The 21,376-nt window shown below is 35.2% G+C and carries 21 protein-coding genes; 15 read left to right on the top strand and 6 right to left on the bottom strand.

Annotation, left to right across the window (positions count from 1 at the left end; translation table 11 throughout):
• Position 1 precedes the first annotated feature (1 nt).
• The 6 genes from V6246_RS16500 to V6246_RS16475 all read right to left on the bottom strand — a co-directional run bounded on the left by V6246_RS16500 (position 2) and on the right by V6246_RS16475 (position 6,112).
• On the bottom strand, positions 2-892 hold the full coding sequence (locus tag V6246_RS16500) for an energy transducer TonB (RefSeq protein ID WP_341561591.1): 891 nt from the start codon (positions 890-892) through the stop codon (positions 2-4).
• 27 nt (positions 893-919) lie between these two features.
• Positions 920-1,312, bottom strand: coding sequence for an ExbD/TolR family protein (locus V6246_RS16495; protein ID WP_159019375.1), 393 nt, complete (start codon positions 1,310-1,312; stop codon positions 920-922).
• Position 1,313: 1 nt separating this feature from the next.
• The gene (locus tag V6246_RS16490) at positions 1,314-2,015 is read right to left on the bottom strand and encodes a MotA/TolQ/ExbB proton channel family protein (RefSeq protein WP_341561590.1); all 702 of its coding nucleotides are present in this window, start codon (positions 2,013-2,015) and stop codon (positions 1,314-1,316) included.
• 176 nt (positions 2,016-2,191) lie between these two features.
• Positions 2,192-3,628 carry a sodium:proton antiporter NhaD gene (nhaD, locus tag V6246_RS16485; protein WP_133969239.1) on the bottom strand — a complete coding sequence of 479 codons (1,437 nt, stop codon included), beginning with the start codon at positions 3,626-3,628 and terminating at the stop codon, positions 2,192-2,194.
• A 25-nt stretch (positions 3,629-3,653) separates the two neighbouring features.
• Entirely contained in the window at positions 3,654-4,880 is a 1,227-nt protein-coding gene (locus V6246_RS16480; protein ID WP_341561589.1) for a Glu/Leu/Phe/Val dehydrogenase dimerization domain-containing protein, read from the bottom strand.
• Positions 4,881-5,056: 176 nt separating this feature from the next.
• On the bottom strand, positions 5,057-6,112 hold the full coding sequence (locus tag V6246_RS16475; RefSeq protein WP_341561588.1) for an anhydro-N-acetylmuramic acid kinase: 1,056 nt from the start codon (positions 6,110-6,112) through the stop codon (positions 5,057-5,059).
• Positions 6,113-6,208: 96 nt separating this feature from the next.
• On the opposite strand from V6246_RS16475, the gene V6246_RS16470 reads away from it, so the two are divergent.
• The 15 genes from V6246_RS16470 (at position 6,209) to V6246_RS16400 (ending at position 21,344) form a co-directional block, all read left to right on the top strand.
• Positions 6,209-7,351 carry an acyl-CoA dehydrogenase gene (locus tag V6246_RS16470; protein WP_341561587.1) on the top strand — a complete coding sequence of 381 codons (1,143 nt, stop codon included), beginning with the start codon at positions 6,209-6,211 and terminating at the stop codon, positions 7,349-7,351.
• 132 nt (positions 7,352-7,483) lie between these two features.
• Positions 7,484-7,819, top strand: coding sequence for an arsenosugar biosynthesis-associated peroxidase-like protein (locus V6246_RS16465; protein WP_341561586.1), 336 nt, complete (start codon positions 7,484-7,486; stop codon positions 7,817-7,819).
• A 171-nt stretch (positions 7,820-7,990) separates the two neighbouring features.
• Entirely contained in the window at positions 7,991-9,046 is a 1,056-nt protein-coding gene (gene arsS / locus V6246_RS16460; RefSeq protein WP_341561585.1) for an arsenosugar biosynthesis radical SAM (seleno)protein ArsS, read from the top strand.
• A 3-nt stretch (positions 9,047-9,049) separates the two neighbouring features.
• Positions 9,050-9,739, top strand: a complete 690-nt coding sequence (locus V6246_RS16455; RefSeq protein WP_341561584.1) for a TIGR04282 family arsenosugar biosynthesis glycosyltransferase — start codon at positions 9,050-9,052, stop codon at positions 9,737-9,739.
• Positions 9,740-9,794: 55 nt separating this feature from the next.
• Positions 9,795-12,986, top strand: a complete 3,192-nt coding sequence (locus tag V6246_RS16450; RefSeq protein ID WP_341561583.1) for a SusC/RagA family TonB-linked outer membrane protein — start codon at positions 9,795-9,797, stop codon at positions 12,984-12,986.
• 40 nt (positions 12,987-13,026) lie between these two features.
• Positions 13,027-14,469 (top strand): SusD/RagB family nutrient-binding outer membrane lipoprotein, encoded by a 1,443-nt coding sequence (locus V6246_RS16445; RefSeq protein WP_341561582.1) that lies wholly within the window; start codon positions 13,027-13,029, stop codon positions 14,467-14,469.
• Positions 14,462-15,805, top strand: coding sequence for a sodium:solute symporter family transporter (locus V6246_RS16440; RefSeq protein WP_445819004.1), 1,344 nt, complete (start codon positions 14,462-14,464; stop codon positions 15,803-15,805). The genes V6246_RS16445 and V6246_RS16440 overlap by 8 nt, the downstream gene beginning before the upstream one ends.
• Entirely contained in the window at positions 15,790-16,620 is an 831-nt protein-coding gene (locus tag V6246_RS16435) for a metallophosphoesterase family protein (protein WP_341561581.1), read from the top strand. The genes V6246_RS16440 and V6246_RS16435 overlap by 16 nt, the downstream gene beginning before the upstream one ends.
• A 51-nt stretch (positions 16,621-16,671) precedes the next feature.
• Positions 16,672-17,166: a rhodanese-like domain-containing protein gene (locus V6246_RS16430; RefSeq protein ID WP_341561580.1), complete on the top strand. Its 495-nt coding sequence runs from the start codon at positions 16,672-16,674 to the stop codon at positions 17,164-17,166.
• Positions 17,159-17,788 (top strand): TIGR04282 family arsenosugar biosynthesis glycosyltransferase, encoded by a 630-nt coding sequence (locus tag V6246_RS16425; protein ID WP_341561579.1) that lies wholly within the window; start codon positions 17,159-17,161, stop codon positions 17,786-17,788. The genes V6246_RS16430 and V6246_RS16425 overlap by 8 nt, the downstream gene beginning before the upstream one ends.
• A complete protein-coding gene (locus V6246_RS16420; RefSeq protein ID WP_042499228.1) occupies positions 17,781-18,593 on the top strand; it encodes a purine-nucleoside phosphorylase in 813 nt (270 codons plus the stop codon). Before V6246_RS16425 ends, V6246_RS16420 begins: the two co-directional genes overlap by 8 nt.
• Position 18,594: 1 nt before the next feature.
• Positions 18,595-18,798 carry a hypothetical protein gene (locus V6246_RS16415; RefSeq protein ID WP_042499226.1) on the top strand — a complete coding sequence of 68 codons (204 nt, stop codon included), beginning with the start codon at positions 18,595-18,597 and terminating at the stop codon, positions 18,796-18,798.
• Between the two features lie 71 nt (positions 18,799-18,869).
• On the top strand, positions 18,870-19,751 hold the full coding sequence (locus V6246_RS16410; RefSeq protein ID WP_341561578.1) for a sterol desaturase family protein: 882 nt from the start codon (positions 18,870-18,872) through the stop codon (positions 19,749-19,751).
• Entirely contained in the window at positions 19,748-20,644 is an 897-nt protein-coding gene (locus tag V6246_RS16405; RefSeq protein ID WP_341561577.1) for a DUF547 domain-containing protein, read from the top strand. Before V6246_RS16410 ends, V6246_RS16405 begins: the two co-directional genes overlap by 4 nt.
• Complete coding sequence (locus V6246_RS16400; RefSeq protein WP_341561576.1) at positions 20,637-21,344, top strand: TIGR04283 family arsenosugar biosynthesis glycosyltransferase; 708 nt, start codon at positions 20,637-20,639, stop codon at positions 21,342-21,344. Before V6246_RS16405 ends, V6246_RS16400 begins: the two co-directional genes overlap by 8 nt.
• Positions 21,345-21,376 lie beyond the last annotated feature (32 nt).

Raw genomic sequence — 21,376 nt, 5'->3', positions numbered from 1 at the left:
GTTATTGCCCCAATTTGAAGTTTACTTTTACAAAACCTATTTGCTTTGCTGGTGCTTTAGAGTCCGCAGGCCATCTATGAGAAAGCGCTATTTTTTTTGCTGGCTCTAATAGACATTGAGCTGTATTAGTAGTTCCTTTTACTCCCGGCTCAGCTTCTACAACCTGGCCGCTTTGGTTCACAGTAATTTTAACAATCACTAGTCCCGATTCATTACAATCTTGTTTCACCGTATTGAAAGATGCTCGACCACGACCATTAAGACCGTAACCTACACCACCGCTTCCAGATCCTGACCCGAAGTAACTTGGCGCATATGGATTACCATCTAATTGTCCTTTATCTCCTGCCTTATTATCATCTCCTTCTCCTCCAGATTCTGTTCCTTCAGATTTACTAACACCACCTATTAAGGCATCTAATTTCCTTTTCTTTTCTTCCTGTTCACGTTTTTCCTTCGCCACTCGTTCAGCTTCCGCTTTAGCGATAGCTTCCGCTTTCTTTTTAGCATCAGCTTTGGCCTTCGCCTCTGCCTGTGCTTTAGCTTTTTCAGCTGCTTTTTGTTTTTTTATAGCAATCTCTTCCGCATTATCTGCTGTTAAAACCTCTTCTTTTGTTTCTGCTGGTTTTGCAGCTTCTGCTTGCTCAGGAACCGCTTCCGGTTCTGGCTCAGGAAGTTCTTCAACTTCACGCGGTTCAGATTTTATAGGTGCTTTAGGTTGCACGTCTCCCTTACCAAAATCTGTAGTTCCAAAATTTACAGCAACCCCGTATTCTTCAGGTGGATCCATATACGGAGGCCCCACAACAAAGAGTAGCAACAAAATAATAACCATTATCAAAGTGGTTATTTTTGCTGAATCTTTTTCATGTTTGGTTTTGAAATATTTCATAGTAAACGCAGTACCTAATTTAAGCCATTAGTTAGGCTGAACAGCCAAAATAACTTTAAACTTATTTCTATTCGCTATATCCATAACCTTCACCACATGCTCTACTGGTACAGATTTCTCTGCTCGTAAAACAATGGTTGGTTGCTCTTTTTTAGATAAAGCCGCAATTAACTCAGTTTCTAGCACGCTTTCGCCTACCCTACTTTGATCTATATAGTAAGTTAAATCTTTTTTAATACTAACTGCTATCGACTTTTTATTCTCGGTTTTACCACTCGCTTTTGGTAGTAAAATATCAATTGCGTTGGTGGTTACCAAGGTGGAAGCAATCATAAAAAAGATAAGTAGCAGAAATACAATATCCGTCATAGACGACATATTAAACTCCGGCGTAACTTTATTTCTTCCTCTAAAATTCATATTAAGAAGGTTCGTTTAAATGGTCTAAAAACTCTAAGGAATTCGCTTCCATTTGATACACTACTTTATCTGTTTTAACCACTAAATGGTTATAAGTAATATAAGCAACAATACCCACAATTAAACCAGCAACCGTAGTTGTCATGGCTGTGTAAAGTCCGCTAGCCAAAACATCCATTTGAATACTTCCTCCAGCATTTGCAAGTTCGAAAATCGCCAAGATCATCCCAACAACAGTTCCTAAGAAACCAATCATTGGTGCAGCTCCAGAAATGGTAGCCAATACACTTACGTTTTTCTCTAGACCATAAATTTCTAAACGCCCTGCGTTTTCTATTGCCGTATTAATATCTGCTAAAGGTTTTCCTATTCTAGAAATTCCTTTACCTATTAAACGAGAAACCGGAGAATTAACTTGTGTACAAAGTGCTTGTGCCGATTCTATTTTACCATTACTGACATGATCTTTTATTTGGTTCATAAAGTTAGCATCAACCTGTGATGCTGCTTTAATAGCAAACAAACGTTCAAAATAAATATAAATAGCAGCTACTAATAATAAAAATAGAATAGCAATAATAATTTGTCCGGCGAAACCACCGCTACTAATTAATTCTATTATCGAGAGTGTTTTTTCAACTGGTTCTCCCTCTGTTAATACCTCTGCACTGTCTGGTGCGTTTTGTAATATTGTGTTTAGCATATAATCTTAATTTATTGCAACTTTATAACGTCTATTTTGATATTAAATTATAGTCATCTTGATACTATTTAAAACAAAGTACAAAAACCTTCACACTTTGTTTTAAAATCTATACTAGAAACGACACTATAATCAACATGTGTGCCACTTTTCCGCGAAAGCGATATAACTATTTATTAAAATAAAGTTCTTGTAAACATAAAGGCAACAGCACCTACTAAGAAACCAATTAAGGCTAACCAAGCAATTTTTTTAAGGTACCAGAAAAAATCAATTTTCTCCATTCCCATTGCTACTACACCTGCTGCAGAACCAATAATTAACATACTACCACCTGTTCCTGCAGAATAGGCTATAAAGTGCCAAAGCTCATTATCCATTGGTTCATGAAACATACCTAAACTAGCCGCTACTAATGGCACGTTATCGATAACTGCAGAACCTACACCTAATAATAATACTACTAAATCGGAAACACCTTCGTGTCCGCCTGGGTGAATTTCTGTTCCTAACATTGGCATAGAATCTTGTAAAGATCCAGCAAAATTGAATAAGATACCTAAAGATTCTAAAGCGGCAACAGCCATTAAAATACCTAAGAAGAATAAAATACTTGGTAATTCAATTTTAGATAATGAATGGTGAACTGGGCTATGGTGTGCAGCAGCTTCGCTCTCTTCAGAATCATGATCCGTCATGCTAAACTTAGCATTACTATATATTTCAGCAAAAATTGCAACAACTGCTAAAGATAACATCATACCAACATAAGGAGGTAAGTGTGTAACCATTTTAAAAATTGGAACAAATACAATAGCACCTAAACCTAAGTAAAGCATTTTACCACTAAATTTAGATTTTGGTTTCTCTACAACTTCTTCTACATCTAAATCTCCTCTAAACGCTGGTAAAAATGATGCGATAAACGTTGGAACTGCCATACATAAAAATGATGGTAATAATAGATAACCTACTAAATGCCCTGTTGATACTTTTTTACCAATCCATAACATAGTAGTTGTTACATCTCCAATAGGAGACCAAGCACCTCCAGCATTAGCTGCAATAATAATTAAACCTGCATACCAAATACGTACGCTTCTATCTTTAACAATTTTTTGAAGAATTGAAATTAAAACAATAGTAGCAGTTAAGTTATCAATAATTGCAGATAAAATGAATGCTAGAATAGCAAAAATCCAAAGGATTTTACTTTTCTTCTTTGTTTTGATAAAATCTTTAATAGTTGAAAAACCATCGAAATAATCAATAATTTCAACAATTGTCATCGCCCCTAAAAGGAAAACCAAAATCTCACAAGTTTTACCTAAGTGGTGCAACAACGTGTTTTCCATTAAACTCATTTTACCAGAAGTCACCACATGGCCACTTTCATCTAAAACATCATTTAAAGGTAAACCTCCAAAATTTTCCATTAAGCTATGGTTAGCAGAATCGAACCACTGAGTAAATCCATCTAGCCCTAAAGCAATTAAAGCCCAACAAATAGCCATCATGACTAAGGCCGGTATTAATTTATCTATTTTGATACTATGCTCCATTGTTATGGCTAAATAGCCAAAAACAAATACTAAAATAATTGCTGCTTCCATATTAAATATTAAAATTGATTTTCTTTTAGATTAATTGACTTAACGCAAGCTCGAAAGCCGTAGCGCTTATTTCTGTTTTAGATTTATTTTTTAAATATACTTTTTCTATCGCTTCTCTAATTTTATCAGAGGTATCATTAAAAATAGCCTCATCTGTCATTTGTACGCGGCGTTCCATAAAATAAGCAAACACTCTTGCCATACCGCAGTTAGAAATAAAATCGGGTATTAAACTTACGCGACTATCGGTGTGCTCCATAATGGAACCGAAAAATATTTCTTTATCTGCAAAAGGAACATTAGCCCCACAAGAAATCACCTCCAACCCACTATTTATCATCTCATCAATTTGATTTTGAGTGATTAATCTTGATGCTGCACAAGGTGCGAATATCTCAGTTTGTAACTTCCAAATGTCTTGGTTTATCGTCTCGAAAGGTATTAAATTCTCGGCCTCTAGGGTGTTCCCTGTTTTGGCTAAAAACAACTTTGTTATCTCTTCAAAAGTAAAACCTTCTTCATTAATTAAACCACCTGCAATATCGATAATTCCAACCACTTTTGCACCCATTTGAGACAAATAAAATGCAGCTGCCGCTCCAACATTCCCAAAACCCTGAATTACAGCACGTTTTCCTTTTACAGACCCACCGTAAATAGTGTAGTATTGTTTTACAGCTTCGGCAACGCCAAAACCAGTAATCATGTCGGCTATGGTATATTTTCTTGAGACACTTGGTGAAAAATCGGGATTTTCAATAACCTTTATTACCCCCTGTCTTAATTGTCCTATTCTATTTATTTTATCAGCTTCCGTAGGTTTAAAGTGTCCGTTAAAAACACCTTCTTGCGGATGCCAAACACCACTTTGCTCGGTTATTGGAATAACTTCATGTATTTCATCTACATTTAAATCGCCTCCAGTTCCGTAATAACTTTTAAGCAAAGGAGAAACCACAGCGTACCAACGCTCCAAAACACCTTTTTTTCTTGAATCTTTTGGATCGAAATTAATTCCCGATTTGGCTCCGCCAATTGCAGGACCAGAAACGGTAAATTTAATCTCCATGGTTTTTGCCAAAGACAATACCTCGTTCATATCCAACCCTTTCCTCATTCGTGTTCCCCCACCGGCTGCTCCACCTCGCAATGAGTTTATTACAACCCAACCTTCTGCTTCGGTTTCAGAGTCTTTCCAGTTAAATATTATTTCAGGTGCTTTATCTTCGTACTTTTTTAGTAATGCTTTCATTAATTTGTATATTTTAAAATTTCAATAAATTATATTCTTTTTAGCTTACGCTCTACGAGTAGTTCTTCGATATCTGTAGCTAAAGTTGATTCATTTTATGTAAAATTTTAAATTATTAATGATAAGTAACAAATATAAAAAAACTAGAAATCTTGTGAGATTAAATTTTCGTTATTTTATGAATAAATTCTCCCAGAACTATGGTTTTTTGATGCTCCGGTAACCGATTGTAAGCAATTCACTTCATTCCGAAGTTTTAAGATGCCTAGAAAACCAAAAATTAACGCCTCTTTAAACTCCACTAAATCGGCATTCGGAATAATAATTTCTGCTCCAATATTAGATTTAATTTTCGAAATAATATAATCGTTATAAGCACCACCACCCGTCACCAAAACTTTTGCTCCAGACTTTATTACATTCGATATTTGTTCTGCTATATGGTCAGAACATGTACGCAAAATATCCTTTTCACTAGCTTGAGATGCTTCAGTTAAAGGGAGTACATTTTTATTAACCCATTCTAAGCCTAAAGATTTTGGAGGAGTTTCTTTATAAAACTCTAAATGATTAAGCTGATTACCCAAATCGGACATATAATTACCCGATGCTGCAATTTTTCCGCCATCGTCATAATTAAAACCTAGTTTTTGCGCATATATATTAAGCACAATATTAACCGGACAAATATCATAAGCGATACGTTCCGTTTTTATTTGGGTAGAAATATTAGCAAAACCACCAAGGTTTAAGCAAAAATCGTATTCAGGAAACAATAATTGATCCCCAATAGGCACTAAAGGAGCACCTTGCCCACCAAGCTCAACATCCTCCACTCTAAAATCGCAAACCACCTTTTCGTTTATAAGTTTTGCCAAAATAGGTTTATTTCCTATTTGATAGGTTAATTTATTTTCGGGTCTATGTAAAGCCGTGTGTCCGTGAGAACAAACTGCATCAATATTTTTAATATTATTTTTTGAGATAAAGGTTTTTATAACCTCAGCCAATAAAACAGTATAATCGCCATCAATTAACTTCAAAGTTTCTAAAGAGCAATCCACCAAGCCTTTCAACTTCGTGTGCCAAGCCTGAGAATAACTAATTGTTTCGGCACAAATAATTTCAAAATGCCATGTACCATTAAAAACAAATTTGGCTTCAACTAAATCTATGCCATCAAGAGATGTTCCGGACATTACGCCGACAACATGATATTCTTTTTTTTCCATCGGATGTAAAAATAACAATACCCATTGAAATATTCACACTAAAAACCTATATTTGAAAACATTTTTTACATTTTTAACACCTTTTAATTACGAATTATGGATTTTAAACTCTCAGAAGAACATATTATGATACGCGACGCTGCTCGCGATTTTGCTCAAACCGAATTACTTCCTGGCGTAATTGAACGCGACAACAAACAAGAATTCCCGCAATCTCTCGTTAAAAAAATGGGTGAATTAGGCTTTTTAGGCATTATGGTAGATCCAAAATACGGCGGAAGCGGTATGGATGCCATTTCGTATGTGTTAATTATGGAAGAACTATCTAAAATAGACGCCTCGGCCTCTGTAATAGTTTCCGTAAACAACTCTTTAGTTTGTTACGGCCTAGAAGCTTATGGTAGTGAAGAACAAAAACAAAAATATTTAACAAAACTAGCTACAGGTGAATTTGTAGGCGCTTTTTGCCTAAGTGAGCCCGAGGCTGGTAGTGATGCTACATCGCAAGCAACAACTGCTATAGATCATGGTGACCATTACGTTATTAATGGTACAAAAAACTGGATTACAAACGGTGGTCGTGCTGATGTATATATCGTAATTGCACAAACCGATCGCGACAAAGGTTCGCATGGTATAAACGCTTTTATAGTTGAAAAAGGTACCGAAGGCTTTCATATTGGACCAAAAGAAGATAAGCTTGGTATTCGCGGTAGCGACACACATACACTTCAATTTAACGATGTGAAAGTCTCTAAAGAAAACCGTATTGGTGTTAATGGTTCTGGTTTCCGTTTTGCCATGAAAACGCTTTCTGGCGGACGTATTGGTATTGCCGCACAAGCCTTAGGTATTGCTTCTGGCGCTTTTGAACTGGCATTAAAATACTCCAAACAGCGTAAAGCATTTGGTACCGAAATTTGCAATCACCAAGCTATAGCGTTCAAATTAGCAGATATGTATACCGATATTGAAGCGGCACGTATGCTCGTTATGAAAGCTGCTTGGGATAAAGACCAAGGCTTGAATTACGATAAATCTAGCGCCATGGCAAAACTATACGCAAGTAAAGTCGCTATGGAACACACTGTAGAAGCTGTGCAAATACACGGTGGCAACGGTTTTGTAAAAGATTATCACGTAGAACGTTTAATGCGTGATGCCAAAATAACACAGATTTACGAAGGCACTTCAGAAATACAAAAAATCGTTATTTCTAGAAGTTTAATTAAGGAATAACAGCACCTTATTATATTATAAAACCACCAATTATAAAAAAAGACTCAAAATATTTGAGTCTTTTTTTGTTAAGAATCACGAAAGTCCTCGACAATTACAAATAGATTTCATTATTTCGTAAAAAATAAAATCATGCAAAAAACATATTACGACCCAGCCGATTTAAGAAAATTTGGAAAAATCACCGAATGGAGCAAAGATTTAGGCGAGAAATTTTTTGAGTATTACGGAAAAGTTTTCGAAGAAGGAGCGTTAACAGCCCGCGAAAAATCACTTATCGCACTTGCCGTTGCTCACACCGAGCAATGTCCATACTGTATAGACGCTTACACCAAAGATGGCTTGCAACGCGGCGTAACCAAAGAAGAAATGATGGAAGCCATACACGTAGGCGCAGCCATAAAAAGCGGCGCAACCCTAGTGCACGGCGTACAAATGATGAATAAAGTAAACAAATTAGACGGATAGAAATTTTTGGGCGTTACCCGAAAAGGGTCGGGCTTTCGGCAGTCGCTTTTTTGTGTTGCATAAGCGCAACAACACAAAAAGAGCTTCAACAAATGCCTCAATCCCTAACGCACGCATCCGCCAAATACTGTTTCACAAAGCAAACAGTATCTTAATTTATAAAAACTATTAATGGCAACAAAGTCTCTAAAAAAACGCGAAAGCGACTTAGCAAATAGCAATAGGCAACTCGATATTTTATCGAATGGTATTTTCAAAAATGGAGAATTACCAACCTTTAAAGATAAAATTTCCGAAACCGGCCAATTTCCGCTTAAAGCGAAAAAATTAGAAGTGCTACAAATAAACGTAGGCTACATGTGTAACCAGGTTTGCGATCACTGCCATGTAGATGCCGGACCAGATCGTAAAGAAATCATGACGCGTGATACCATGCGCGAATGTTTAGAGGTTATTAAAAACACAGGTGCACACACTTTAGATTTAACAGGTGGCGCTCCAGAAATGAATCCTGATTTCCGATGGTTTGTAGAAGAAGCTGCAAAAGCAGGCATTAAAGATTTTATTGTGCGCTCTAACCTAACCATAATTAGAGCCAACAAAAAATACTACGATTTACCAGAATTCTTTAAAAAACACAATGTACACGTGGTGAGCTCTATGCCACACTGGACACGCGGGAAAACAGACAAACAACGTGGTGATGGTGTTTTCGATAAATCTATTAGAGCACTTCAAGATTTAAACGCTATTGGTTACGGTATGCCAGGTAGCGATTTACGTTTAGATTTAGTTTACAATCCGTCGGGAGCCTTTTTACCAGGCGATCAAGCTTCAATGGAAAAAGATTTCAAAAAAGCTTTAAAAGAAGATTTCGATATTGATTTTCATAATTTATTTGCAATTACAAATTTACCAATCGCAAGATTTTTAGATTTCCTTATTGCTTCAGAAAACTATGAAGATTATATGTATTCTTTAGTAGAAGCTTATAATCCTTCTGCTGTAGAAAACGTAATGTGTACCAATACATTATCTATAAGTTGGGATGGTTATTTATTTGATTGCGATTTTAATCAAATGCTTAATTTACCTGTAAATAGTAAAGCAAAACACATTAGCGAATACAATGAAGAACTTTTAGAAGGCAGAGACATTGTAATTTCTCAACATTGTTACGGATGTACCGCAGGTGCAGGAAGTAGCTGTCAAGGCGTTGTTGCATAACAGATGAAAGACCATAAAGTAGCCATATTAATTTTTGCGAACTCTGCTGAAAAGGAGATGGTATCAAAACCATTATCCTCAACAAGCGGTTTGTTTGAAGCGTTAAACCTTCAAACTATAAACATTGCAAAAAAAACAGGCTTACCTTATTTTCATCTAAGCGAAAACCAACAAGTTGGAGCAAATTTTGGCGAACGTTTTACAAACGCCATTCAATCTATTTACAACAAAGGGTATCAGGCCATTATTACTATTGGGAATGATACGCCACATTTAACAGCTAAACATATTTTAAAAACTGCCGAGAAGCTAAAACATAATCATGTTGTTTTAGGTCCTTCTACAGATGGTGGTTTTTATTTAATGGGCTTAAAAAAGCAACTGTTCAACAAAGACACTTTTTTAAAATTACCTTGGCAAACAACGGGCTTAAATAGAAGCATATCGAAAGCATTAGCTTCTAACAACACCAAAATTCATTATTTAGAAGTATTAACCGATATTGATAATGCTTCCGATATAGAACGTGTTTTAAATAGGTTCAAAAGCATTTCGGCTGCTATTAAATCTATTTTACTTCAGTCTATTTCAATTTCAACTAAAATAATAGCTTACCATATTTCAGCCTTTAATAACTTCACCTTAAAAAGGCAACACAACAAGGGCTCTCCTGCTCTACTTCATTTACAATAAATCTTATTATTCTTTTAAATCTTCTCGAAGGTTTATCTAACTTTTATTCAATTAAATGAAGCATATTTTACTATGCATGCTATTTACCGTATATGGTTTTGCGCATGCGCAAACTACGATAATTGGTCGTGTTACAGACAAGGAAAGCAACGCTCCTTTAGCCTTTGTAAATATAACGAGCAACACAACAGGTACTATTACCGATGAAAATGGAAATTACTCTATTGAAATTTCAACAGAAACAAAAACATTACAATTTTCATTTTTAGGGTATAAAACCGAAACAATTTCAACCGAAAATAAAACAATTATAAACGTAAGTTTAACCGAAGATGCCGCTGCGCTTAACGAAGTTGTTATAACCGCCTTAGGCATAAAGCGAAATACCAAAGCGCTAGGCTACTCGGTACAAGCTATTAAATCTAATGATTTAACAGAAGTAAAAACGGTTAATTTTTTGGATAACCTACAAGGCAAATTAGCAGGAGTTACGGTTACACAAGGCGCAACGGGAGTTGGATCAACCTCTAAAATCACTATTAGAGGCGAAGCATCTTTCTCTAATAACAATCCACTTTTTGTGGTAGATGGCACACCTATTAACAACGAAACTGTTTTTAATTTCACCAACCAAGCTGCGGCGGGTTTTCAAGAAATAGATTTTGGAAATGGCGCCATGGAAGTTAACCCTGATGATATAGAATCGGTTACTGTTTTAAAAGGCGCTAATGCTGCCGCACTTTATGGCACACGGGCTGCAAACGGTGTTATTGTAATAAAAACCAAAGACGGAAACAAGCAAAAAAGTTTTAGAGTGAGTTTAAATACATCGGTAACCCTAGATTCTGCTTTTAAACTTCCTGAATTTCAAAACACATACGGACAAGGACAATCTGGACAGTTTGAATTTGTAGATGGTCTAGGTGGAGGAACTAGTGATAACTTAACTTATTCTTGGGGTCCAAAATTAGATGAAGGTATTTTAATACCTCAATTTGATAGCCCCGTACAACTTGCCGATGGTAGTTTTGTTAGAGGTGGCGATACATCGTTATACAGCGGATTGCCTATAACTGCGACACCGTTTAACTCTAACCCAGACAATCTAAAAGATTTCTATAAAACAGGAGTTACTACCACGAATAATATTTCAATATCAAATGGTTTTGATAATGGTAGCTATAGATTATCATTCACCGATTTAAGAAGTGAATCTATTATTCCTGGTGTAAATCTAGATCGCCAAACTGTTGCTACAAAACTTAATTTTAAACCCAGCGATAAAACAAAAATTAACAGCTCCTTTAGTTATGTAAACTCTAGTAGCGATAACCGACCATCTAATGGTTATGGCAGTGAAAACGTGAATTATTCTTTAGTGGCTTGGGGCCCACGATCGCTCAACATCGATAATTTAAAAAGCTATTGGCAACCCGGTTTAGAAGGTGTGCAACAATACGCGTTTAACTATGCCTTTTTCGATAATCCTTATTTTATTTTATATGAAAACAAAAATGCTTTTCAGCGTGATCGAATTTTCGGGAATATTGCCATAAAACAGGAACTAACCAATCATTTAAGCGTGTCGCTTAGAACAGGTATGGATTACAATAGTGAAACGCGCCAACTGATTAGAAACTTCAGTAGTAATCGTTTTCAAAACGGTGCTTACGCGGAACATGATGTTACATACAGAGAAGTTAATACCGATTTCTTAATTAATTACAACAACGAATTTGGCGATTTCTCTTTTGATTTTTCAGCTGGTGGTAATCGCTTAAATCAAACGGCATCTACCAAACAATCGCAAACGGTTAATTTAGCGCAACCAGGAATTTTCAGTCTTAATAACGCTGCTTCTCCTATTGAAGTTTTTCAATTTAAAAGTAAAAAGCGTATTAACTCACTTTACAGTATTGCCAAATTAGGCTACAAAAACTTTTTATATTTAGATGTTACCGGCAGAAACGATTGGTCTAGCGCACTAGCCACTCCTTTTTCTGTAGATGGAACATCGTTTTTTTACCCATCGGTTTCTACTAGTTTTATTTTATCTAATGTAGTAAAACTACCTCATGCCATATCTTTCGCAAAAATACGCGCGAGTCTTGCTCAAGTAGGAAATGATACGAGTCCATACCAAACCTCAGGAACGTTTGTTTCGCAAACCACTTTTAATGGTGAGCCGACTTTTAGTGATCAAAACTTTATACCTAACGCCAATTTAAAACCAGAACAAACCACAAGTTTTGAAATTGGTACAGACCTCCGTTTCTTTAAAGACCGATTAAGTTTCGATTTCACTTATTACAATGCTGATACTAAAGATCAAATTATTTCACTACCTATTGCAACCTCTTCAGGCTATAATGAGCAAGTAGTAAACGGAGGAACTGTAAATAGTAAAGGTGTTGAAATTGTACTTGGCATAACACCAATTAAAACTGAAAATCTCACATGGCATTCTACCTTTAATTTTGCAACCAATAAATCTACTGTTAAAAATTTACCACAAAACGATGGTAGATTAACTCTAGCTTTTAGCCGAATTTACGATAGCGCAAACCAAACCGTTTGGTTTCAAGTTGAAGAAGGTGGGCTTTTAGGCGATTTCTACGGAACGGGATACTCCAAAAATGAAAGTGGTGAATTTATTATTAGTGATGGCGGCGATTTCATAGAAGATAACACCTTAAAAAAACTAGGTAATTACAATCCTGATTTCACTTTAGGTTGGCACAACAATTTCAACTACAAGAATTGGAATATGAGTTTCTTATTCGATTGGAGACAAGGCGGAGAAATGGTTTCAAGAACTCGCGCTTTAGGAAACGTTGGCGGTCAATTATCCGAAACAGCATTTAGACCAGAAGAAGGCATTGTAGCCCAAGGCGTGAACATCAATACAGGTTTACCCAACACCGTTGCCCTTACTGCTGAAAGTTATTATAGACAATTTTACAACAGAAATCATGAAGAAAACAATGTATATGATGCCTCATTTTTAAAACTACGTCAATTTGCTTTGGGGTACAGTTTTAAACTAAATGAAGGTGTTCTAGGACTTACTAACGGTGCCGCATTAACACTTTCTTTTACAGGAAACAATCTATTTGCTATTACTGAAAACCCTCATTTTGACCCAGAACAACTTGCCGTACAAGGCAATGGTTTTGTAAGTGGTGTTGAAGATTTAAGCTATGCCACCACCCGAAGTTTTGGTTTAAAAGTGGGCATTGATTTTTAAAAGTTCATTTTCGTTTTAACGGAAATTAAAAATATTATTCATGAAAAACATACTATACATATTGTCCTTTTTAAGTCTACTAACTATAGCTAGCTGTACGAACGACTTTCAAAATATTAATACAAACCCAAACGCGCCTGTTTCGGTACAACCAAGTTTATTGCTGCGCCAAGTTATTTATAATTATGGCGAAGAAATGAGTTATGAAGGTTTTGTTGCTGGGGATTTATTATCGCAACACCGAACAGCCTTAGGCTTTAATTTATTCGATAGACATGCGCTTAAATCACCTCAATTAGGAGGCAACCCATGGTCTATATTTTACACCAATTTACGGGACAATGAAATTATTTTAAATCAGTCCAGAACCGTTGATGCTTTTAAAGTTTACGAAGGCCCTGCTCTTATTCTTAAAGCCTATATGGCAGCTGGCTTAACCGATTTATTTGGTGATGTACCCTATTTTGAAGCTTTCAATGGCACGACAATTACCGTAACACCAAGTTATGATAATCAAGAAGATATTTACCTAAACGAAGGTGGCATTCTAGATAATCTAGATAAAGGTATTGCAGCAATTGAAAACTACACAGATGTTATTTCATTAGAAGGCGATATTTTATTCAATGGAGATTTACAAGGTTGGGTACGTTTTGCAAATTCATTAAAAATCAAACACCTGATACGTATTTCGAATAAATCGGATGTTTCTGCGGAATTACAAGCCATTTATGATGCTGATAATTATATCAAAGAAAATTCAGAAAACGCTATTTTCAACTTTACAAATTCAGACCCAAATAGCTTTAGATTGGCACAATTAAGAATTGGAGATTTCACCAACTTTGTACTTTCTGAAACTATGGAAGATATTCTAACGGATTTGAATGACACCCGTATAAGCACTTTATTCCAACCTTTTTCAAACTCAAACTCCAGTGAATTTAACGGATTACTAAATGGAATTGACGCGACCTCAACATCACCAAAACTAGCAGACTACTCTTTAGCAGGAACCGCTTTTAGAGACGATACCTCAACTTTAGATGCTAATTTTATAACCGCTTGGGAAGTGAAATTTGCTCTAGCCGAAGCTGCTGAAAAGAATTTAATTACTGCCGGTGCAGAACAGCTCTATAACAATGGTGTCGCTTTAGCTTTCGAATATTGGAACACTGCTTTACCAGCCAATTACCTCACAGAACAAGCCGCTTATTATAATACCGACAAAACGCCTTTAGAGCAAATAATAACTCAAAAATGGATTGCAAATATTATAAACGGTTACGAAGGTTGGATTGAATATAACCGAACCGGATTTCCTGAATTAAAAACAATTTCGGCTAGTTTAAATAACGACCTTATTCCTATGCGCATGCCTTACCCTGCAGAAGAAGAAACTTTAAATGCAGAAAATTACGCTAAAGCCGCAATAAACACAGATAACAATAGCATTAACATACCCGTATGGTGGAATGAATAATATAGACACAATAACATGGCAATGGGGATTAATTATAATATCGAGTTTAATTTTATTTTTTTTATCGCCATTTGCTAAAACAACAGATCAGTTTTTTAAAGCAACCAAAAGGTTAAAAAAACCAGGCTCCGTAGTTTTAACCGGAAGCCTAATAATCTCATGGATTTTTGCTAAAAGCATTACCAATGCAGCCAACCTTGGTTTGCAATTTGGTTTAGTTGGTGGTGTTGCTTATGCTGGGTATTATCTATCTTTTGCTGTAGCAGGTATTTTACTTTATCAATTAAGAGTTAAAGGTGGTTTCGAGAGTATTCACCACTTTTTAACTACAAAATTTGGAAAAGGTGCCATGGCTATTTTTTCAATTTTAATTGCTTTTAGACTTTTTAACGAAGTATGGAGCAACACCATGGTTATTGGCAGCTACTTTGGCGAAACAGGAAGTTCTCCTTATTACTGGTCCATACTTCTATTTACGCTACTAACCTTAGCTTACGCATTAAAAGGCGGATTGAGTAGTTCTATTTTTACCGACGTTATCCAAATGGGGTTGTTTTCGGTGTTACTATTCATTATTTTATATCATATATTTTCACTCGAAGACTTTTCAAATCAAGATATTGTTTCATCTGGAACATGGAGTTTTGAGTTGGGTTTAAACTTATTTTTCGCAGCCATTATTCAATCCTTTAGTTATCCATTTCACGATCCTGTTCTTACAGATAGAGCATTTATAAGTTCACCTAAAGTTACAAGAAGAAGCTTTTTAATCGCTAGTGTTTTGGGTGCGCTTTGCATTATTTTATTTAGCATCATTGGCGTTTATGCCCAAACTCAAAATATACAAGGGCAAGCCGCTGTAGAAGTCGGTAAAATATTTGGAGTATTCATTTTACTTATTATAAATTTTATTATGATTACCTCGGCTGCTTCTACTTTAGACTCTACGTTTTCATCCTTTTCAAAATTATTATCAATCGATTTAAACTTAGGCAAAAATGTAACGTTTGGTCGTGTTTCCATGGTAATTATAGCTGTTTTAGGCACAATTCCTGTGTTTTTAGATGCTGAAATATTATCGGCTACAACCATATCTGGAACTATGGTTATTGGTTTAACGCCTGTATTTCTATTCTGGAATATAGATGTTCCTAAAATAAGTTATTACCTCAGCGTAAGTTGTGGATTAGTTTTCGGTATCATTTTAGTTTTAAACATATTCCCAGAATCACTCATTTTCACTAAAGGAAAATATGCCGATTTACTTTGGATTAATTTCTGGGGCGTTTTAAGTTGTATCACATTATATATTATTCCAAAATGGATAAAAAAATAGAAGAATTAGGTCAAATTTCTGGTAAAGTTTTACTTTTTGGAGGTGTTTACAGCAACCTTCAAGCCCTAGAAGCGCTAAAACAAATTGCCGATAAAGAAAATATTCCGCCAGAGCATTGCATCTGTACCGGAGATATTGTTGGTTATTGTGCACAGCCCGAAGAAACCGTACAGCTATTTAAAATATGGAACGCCAAAAGTATTGCGGGTAATGTAGAAGTACAACTTAGCGAAGGCGCGACAGATTGTGGTTGCGATTTTAGAAAAGGATCTCGATGTGATGGTTTTTCACAACAATGGTACCCTTATGCACAAAGCAAACTTTCTAAAGATTCGCTAAGCTTCATTAGTTCCATACCCGATCATATTACGTTTAATTATTCGAACCGAAAGGTTTTAGTCGTTCATGGTTCTTTTGAAAATACATCAGAATTTATTTTTAAATCCACGCCTTGGGATGCCAAAGCACCAAGTTTTAACGGCAATGAATTCGATGTTGTTATTGGCGGACATTGCGGATTACCTTTTCAAGATAAGCACGACGATAAACTATGGTTAAACCCAGGTGTTATTGGCATGCCTGCAAACGATGGTAGCCCAAACGTATGGTATGCTATTTTAGACGATTCGCAAAACACATTCAGTTTTAAACATTATAGTTTAAATTACAATTACAGATTAACAAACAAACTCATGTTAAACGATTCGCTTCCAGAAGAATATGCAAGAACTATTGTTACCGGTATTTGGGACAACACCGAGATTTTACCAGCCATTGAAAGTGGCTTACAAGGTTTTGGCGTTAATATTATTTAATCAAAATCACTACCAAATGTAATTTTATTAAATTTGAGAGACTAAATCGACATGAAGCAAAGCTTATTCTTATTATTAATCCTGCATGGGTTTTCTATGTTTGCTCAAAAGTCAATTGACAAACTATTAAAACAATACAACGATAATAGTGTGCCTTACATAAGTGTACAAGAATTAGCGATGCCAAAAAACAATGCTATAATTCTCGATTCTAGAGAACTAAAAGAGTACGAAACCAGCCACTTAAAAAATGCTATTCACGTTGGTTACGATCATTTTAAAATAGATAGTGTTTACAAAAAAGTACCGAATAAAGACACCAAAATAGTAGTGTATTGCTCCGTTGGTATTCGATCGGAATCTATTGCAGACAGTCTTAAAAAAGCAGGATATAAACATGTAGAAAATTTATACGGCGGTATTTTTCAATGGAAAAGCAACGATTTCCCCGTTTATAATAAACAAGAAAAAGAAACAGATAGTATCCATACCTTCAATAAAACATGGAGTAAGTGGTTACAAAAAGGAATAAAAGTATATGAATAAAGAACTCGTTATTGTTTTTGTAAAAAACATAAAACTAGGCAAAGTAAAAACCAGGCTTGCAGCTACAATTGGCAATCAAGGTGCTTTTGATGTGTATACCCAATTGGTAGACGTTACAGAAAAAGCTATTAAAAATATTAAAGCAGATAAGCGTATTTATTTTTCTGAAGCTGTAGTAGAAACCACCTGGAAAAACAACGTTAAAGCCGTACAGCAAGGCGAAAGTTTAGGAGACCGCATGAGTCATGCTTTCAAACAAGGTTTTGAAGATGGTTATGATAGAATTGTACTAATTGGTTCCGATTTACCAGATATTACCGAGTTTCAAATTAACGCCGGATTACAAGCATTAAAGAGTAACGAAGTCGTTTTTGGCCCAGCTGAAGATGGAGGTTACTATCTTGTTGGTTTTTCTAAATTCCACGATTTTGTATTTCAAAACAAACCATGGAGTCAGGATAATTTATTAGAAGAAACGCTTAGCGAATTAAAAGAAAACCGAGTAAGTTTTAGTACTTTAGAGACCTTAAATGATATTGATACTTTTGAAGATTTAATAGCTTCAAAATTTTATCAGTCTAACACGGAATTACAAGAAAAACTAAAACAATTACATGATTAAATTTATAGAAGAAACCGTAGATTACTTAAAAGGAAAAGGATTTGAAAGCCCAGAAATAGGCATTATTCTTGGTACCGGATTAGGCCAGCTTGTAAATGAAATAACCATCATAAAAGAAGTAAGCTATAATCACATTCCAAATTTCCCGACTGCTACAGTAGAGTTTCATAAAGGCAAACTAATTTATGGAGAATTAGAAGGCAAAAAGGTTATTATAATGCAAGGCCGTTTTCATATATACGAAGGTTACTCGTTACAAGATGTAACATATCCTGTGCGTATAATGGAAAAATTAGGTATAAAAACCTTATTGGTTTCTAACGCATCGGGCGCTATAAACTTAGATTATAAAAAGGGTGAACTTATGCTCATCGACGACCATTTAAACTTACAAGGTAGCTCTCCTTTAGCATTTAAAGGTGTTGAATTGCTAGGTGAACGTTTTGCTGATATGAGTCTACCCTACGATGTTGCTATTAACAACAAATTTAAAGCCATTGCTAAAGCTAACAACATAAAACTTCACGAAGGTGTTTACGCTAGTGTAGTTGGACCGCAATTAGAAACACGCGCAGAATACCGTATGTTAAAAATTCTTGGTGCCGATGCTGTTGGTATGAGCACCGTTCCAGAAATTATTGTTGCTAACCATTTAGGCTTAAAAGCTGCAGCTATTTCGGTACTAACCGATGAGTGCGACCCAAACAACTTACAACCTGTAGATATTAGTGAAATTATAGCTATGGCTGCCAAAGCTGAACCCGAAATGATTACACTTTTTAAAGAATTGATAAAAACACTCTAAATTGAAAATATTAATACCCGTAATTATACTCGCTTTATCCATATACAAAGTACTAACTAGTTTTCTATTAGACGAAAAATACGGCGTGCTTTTCGATATGAAAATAAACATTTGGCTTTATCGAGGTATATGGATTATAGCCGGTGTATCATTTGCTTATAATTTATTTAAAATATACAAAGACAAAAAGCAATTTGGTATATAATTGAGCTTAAGACTATGCTTTACGCGTGTTTGATTTACTTTAATAATCAAGATTAGATTATTTAGTTTTATATGAATAAATACCTAGACATAATAAAAAACGCCTATTCTGGTTATTGGAATTATCTTAAAAACGAGATTCTATTTCAAAACAACTGGGATAACTATTTTTATGGCTTAATAGCCATTTCTCTTATTGTTTGGGTATTAGAAATTGTTTTTCCTTGGCGGAAAAATCAATCTATTTTTAGAAAAGACTTTTGGTTAGATACGTTTTACATGTTCTTCAATTTCTTTCTTTTAAACCTCATTATTCTAATTGCACTTTCTAATACTGCTGCAGAGTTTTTAAATGATACTCTAAAAATGATAGGCTTATCTCTAAAAGATTTGCAGATTTTTGATGCTGAAGATTTACCAAAATGGCTCGGCTTAGTTATTTTCTTTCTAGTTTCCGATTTTGTGCAATGGAACACGCATAGATTACTGCACCGTTTTGAATTCTTTTGGAATTTCCATAAAGTCCATCATTCAGTAAAAGAAATGGGCTTTGCCGCACACCTACGTTATCATTGGATGGAGCCTGTGGTTTACAAATCGTTACTCTATATTCCTTTAGCATTAATAGCCAATTACAGCGCGCAAGATGTTGCTATTGTTTATTTTTTCAGCATTGCTATTGGTCATTTAAATCACGCCAATTTAGGTTGGGATTATGGTATTTTAAAATACGTGTTTAACAACCCCAAAATGCACATTTGGCACCATGTTAAAAGCTTACCAAAAGATGTTAGGTTCGGTGTTAATTACGGACTAACATTAAGTATTTGGGACTACATTTTTAAAACCGACTATATCCCTCACGATGGTAGAGATATTGAATTAGGTTTTGAGGATGATGAGAAGTTCCCGAAAGATTTTTTAAATCAAGAACTTTATCCGTTAAAAAAATGAAATATTTAATTTACTTCAGTTTTAGTTTTTTTTTGCTCGCTTGCAGCGCTAATAAAGCTGTTACCAAAGCACCAGAACAAACCACTCCTTCTTCCCTACCAGCAGTAAACACTGAACCGGAAAAGATAGAAGAAACAAAACTTATTAAAGAAAGTAGCGAAGCAGAAACTCCTGCTATTAACACTCCCCAAGAAACAGCAAGCCAAACCGATATTATTGAAGAAATTACTAAAAAAGAAATAGTAGCTACTCACACATTATGGAATGACTTATTACAAAAACATGTTTCGGATGCTGGACAGGTAAACTACAAAGCCTTTAAAACGGATAAAGCGAAACTACTGAGTTATATACAAGGTTTAAACCTTATCTATACTGACGCTAGCTTTACATCACTTTCTAGAGAAGAAATACTTGCCTTTTGGATAAATGCATACAATGCATTAACGGTAGATTTAATTCTAAAAAACTACCCTTTAAAAAGTATAAAAGATATTGATAAACCATGGGATCAACGTTTTTGGAAACTAGGAGACAAATGGTTTAATTTAAGTGATATTGAGCATGAAATACTGCGTAAAATGGACGAACCACGTATTCATTTTGCTATAGTTTGTGCCTCCGTGTCTTGTCCTAAATTACAAAACACTGCGTTTACTGCTTCAAATTTAGAAACTCAACTTACCGACGCTACTAAAGAGTTTTTAAGTGATACAGAACGTAACGAACTTTCGGAAAACAGCATTAAAATCTCAAAAATATTTCAGTGGTTTTCTAAAGATTTTAAACAAGATGGAGACATCATAGACTTTCTAAACCAATACAGTAACATAGACATTTCCGCGAAAGCGAAAAAAAGCTACAAAGACTATAACTGGAATTTAAATGAATAAAATCTCCATTATAATTCCTGTTTTAAATGAAGCTGAGACGATTGAAAACTTGTTGTTTCATCTTATTGATTGTTCTGCTTTAAACAATATTTCAGAAATTATTGTGGTCGATGGCGGCAGTACCGACGGCACGATACCGATAATAAAGAATTTAGGATTAAATATTAAAGTTTTAAACTCTGAAAAAGGCCGTGCCAAACAAATGAATCTTGGCGCAAGTGAGGCTAACGGTAATATTCTATACTTTCTACATGCCGATTCTTTCCCGCCAAATAGATACGATCAACTTATATTATCGGCAATAGAAAACGGCAACGCTGCAGGTTGTTTTAAAATGCAATTCGACTCCAGCCATTGGTGGTTAAAATTAGCGAGTTGGTTTACGCAGTTTAATTGGCAAGTATCTCGAGGTGGCGACCAAAGCTTATTTGTTACGCATACTCTTTTTAATGATATTGGTGGCTTTGATGAAAATTTCACCATTTACGAAGACAACGATTTTATTGCCAAATTATACCAACGTAAGCAATTTGTTGTGCTGCAAGACTGGCTAACAACCTCAGCTAGAAAATACAACAGTCATGGTATTTGTAAGCTTCAATTTCATTTCTGGGCTATTCATTTAAAAAAGCGTCTTGGTGCTTCTCCAGAAAAACTAAACCACTACTATTTAAAGCATATTGCGACACAGAATAGTTAGACAAATTCATCTCTAATTGATTCTAATTTCAT

This window comes from Algibacter sp. TI.3.09 (genome assembly GCF_038154905.1).
Lineage (GTDB): Bacteria > Bacteroidota > Bacteroidia > Flavobacteriales > Flavobacteriaceae > Algibacter.
This window is presented reverse-complemented; position numbering and strand designations above follow the sequence as displayed.

Bases quoted from the DNA above. Each gene is read 5' to 3' on its own strand.
- V6246_RS16435 (WP_341561581.1), top strand. From the start codon at position 15,790: ATGGATAAAAAAATAGAAGAATTAGGTCAAATTTCTGGTAAAGTTTTA.
- V6246_RS16470 (WP_341561587.1), top strand. From the start codon at position 6,209: ATGGATTTTAAACTCTCAGAAGAACATATTATGATACGCGACGCTGCT.
- V6246_RS16405 (WP_341561577.1), top strand. From the start codon at position 19,748: ATGAAATATTTAATTTACTTCAGTTTTAGTTTTTTTTTGCTCGCTTGC.
- V6246_RS16455 (WP_341561584.1), top strand. From the start codon at position 9,050: ATGAAAGACCATAAAGTAGCCATATTAATTTTTGCGAACTCTGCTGAA.
- V6246_RS16410 (WP_341561578.1), top strand. From the start codon at position 18,870: ATGAATAAATACCTAGACATAATAAAAAACGCCTATTCTGGTTATTGG.
- arsS (WP_341561585.1), top strand. From the start codon at position 7,991: ATGGCAACAAAGTCTCTAAAAAAACGCGAAAGCGACTTAGCAAATAGC.
- V6246_RS16495 (WP_159019375.1), bottom strand. From the start codon at position 1,312: ATGAATTTTAGAGGAAGAAATAAAGTTACGCCGGAGTTTAATATGTCG.
- V6246_RS16425 (WP_341561579.1), top strand. From the start codon at position 17,159: ATGAATAAAGAACTCGTTATTGTTTTTGTAAAAAACATAAAACTAGGC.
- V6246_RS16480 (WP_341561589.1), bottom strand. From the start codon at position 4,880: ATGAAAGCATTACTAAAAAAGTACGAAGATAAAGCACCTGAAATAATA.
- V6246_RS16465 (WP_341561586.1), top strand. From the start codon at position 7,484: ATGCAAAAAACATATTACGACCCAGCCGATTTAAGAAAATTTGGAAAA.
- V6246_RS16500 (WP_341561591.1), bottom strand. From the start codon at position 892: ATGAAATATTTCAAAACCAAACATGAAAAAGATTCAGCAAAAATAACC.
- V6246_RS16430 (WP_341561580.1), top strand. From the start codon at position 16,672: ATGAAGCAAAGCTTATTCTTATTATTAATCCTGCATGGGTTTTCTATG.
- V6246_RS16475 (WP_341561588.1), bottom strand. From the start codon at position 6,112: ATGGAAAAAAAAGAATATCATGTTGTCGGCGTAATGTCCGGAACATCT.
- V6246_RS16440 (WP_445819004.1), top strand. From the start codon at position 14,462: ATGAATAATATAGACACAATAACATGGCAATGGGGATTAATTATAATA.
- V6246_RS16420 (WP_042499228.1), top strand. From the start codon at position 17,781: ATGATTAAATTTATAGAAGAAACCGTAGATTACTTAAAAGGAAAAGGA.
- V6246_RS16450 (WP_341561583.1), top strand. From the start codon at position 9,795: ATGAAGCATATTTTACTATGCATGCTATTTACCGTATATGGTTTTGCG.
- nhaD (WP_133969239.1), bottom strand. From the start codon at position 3,628: ATGGAAGCAGCAATTATTTTAGTATTTGTTTTTGGCTATTTAGCCATA.
- V6246_RS16400 (WP_341561576.1), top strand. From the start codon at position 20,637: ATGAATAAAATCTCCATTATAATTCCTGTTTTAAATGAAGCTGAGACG.
- V6246_RS16490 (WP_341561590.1), bottom strand. From the start codon at position 2,015: ATGCTAAACACAATATTACAAAACGCACCAGACAGTGCAGAGGTATTA.
- V6246_RS16445 (WP_341561582.1), top strand. From the start codon at position 13,027: ATGAAAAACATACTATACATATTGTCCTTTTTAAGTCTACTAACTATA.